This window comes from Streptomyces sp. NPDC085946, assembly GCF_044540485.1.
GTDB lineage: Bacteria > Actinomycetota > Actinomycetes > Streptomycetales > Streptomycetaceae > Streptomyces.
In genome coordinates, this window is record NZ_JBITSF010000068.1 from 1 (window position 1) to 1426 (window position 1426).

Sequence of the window (1426 nt, forward strand, 5' to 3'; positions counted from 1 at the left end):
GGAATCTCAATGATCGTGTCAAGCCGCCTGCGTGACCGGCGGGGCGGAGGTGAACAGCCTCTTGTCACGCAGCATCGCCCACAGCACGTCGACCCGGCGCCTGGCCAGCGCGAGCAGGGCCTGGGTGTGCAACAGCCCTTCGGCACGCTTCTTGAGGTAGTAATCCCGAGAGGGGCCCGGTCGCATCATCGCGGACTGCGCGGACATGTAGAACAGCCAGCGCAGGCGCCGGTTGTAGCGTTTGGGCCGGTGGTAGTTGCCGGTGCGGCGGCCGGAGTCCCGGGCGACTGGGGCCAGGCCGGCGTGGGAGGCCAGGCGGCCAGCGTCGCGGTAGCTGGACAGGTCACCGACGATGGCGACGAACTCCGCCCCGAGAATCGGCCCCATGCCGGGCATGGACTCGATGATCTCGGAGCGGTCGTCGGTGCGGAAGGTCTCGCAGATCTCCCGGTCGTTATCCTTGATCCGTTCGTCCAGGGCCAGGAGCTGGTGGGCGAGGTCGCAGACCAGCTTGGCGGCCCGCTTCTCGCCGGGAAGCGCGATCTGCTGGGACTGGGCGGCCTCGACGGCCTTGGCCGCGACCTCGGCGGCGCTGCGGACCTTGCGGCGTTCCAGCCAGGTCGTCAGTCGTTTGACACCGATCCGGCGCAGGGCGGCCGGGGTCTGGTACTCGGTCAGCATGACGATCGGCCCTTTGGCCGCGGAGTAGTCGAACGCCCGCTCCAGGGCGGGGCAGATACCGACCAGCAGGTCACGGAGCCGGTTGATGAGCCGAACCCGGTCGGCGATCAGGTCGGCTCGGTAGTTCGTCAGGACTCGGAGCGTGCTGACCAGCTCCGGCGGTGTGTTCAGCGGGGCGAAGTCCTGGCGCATGCGGGCCTGGTCGGCGATGACGCGGGCGTCCTTGGCGTCGGTCTTGCCCTCGCCCCGGTAGGCGCCGGACATGCGGTTGACCGTCCGTCCCGGCACGTAGACCACATGCTGGCCGTGAGCGACCAGCAGGGCCAGCAGCAGCGTGGACGCCCGACCGGAGATGTCCACCGCCCACCGCACCTCACCGGCCCGCCCGCGGGCGGTCTCGATGAGGGTAAGGATCTGGGCCTCGTCGTTGATCACCTTCGTCGAGAACACCGACTCGCCGTCCGCGTCGACCGCGACCGCCCAGTGATGCCCCTTGCCGGCATCGATGCCGACCCATATCCGTGCGTGAGCCGTGCTCAACTCCGTCGCTCCGTTCCACCGTGACCAGCACCTTCGTGGGCCCGAAGAACACTCCGCCGACAGGTCCCTAACCAGCGATGACCGCAGTTCTCAATCAGCAGTCGGAGCGTCCCGGAGGACCGGGCGGCCATTCCTTCCGAGCCACAAACGGCAGACCACCATCAGCCACACCCGGTCCTCCCGGACCGCCTCACATTCTTAGGGA

General features: G+C 68.4%; 1 protein-coding gene. It reads right to left on the minus strand.

Features of this window, described 5'->3' with window-relative positions; all coding sequences use genetic code 11:
• Positions 1 to 18: 18 nt before the first annotated feature.
• Positions 19 to 1221, minus strand: coding sequence for an IS110 family transposase (locus ACIF8T_RS40475; protein WP_400042490.1), 1203 nt, complete (start codon positions 1219 to 1221; stop codon positions 19 to 21).
• Between the last annotated feature and the right edge of the window lie 205 nt (positions 1222 to 1426).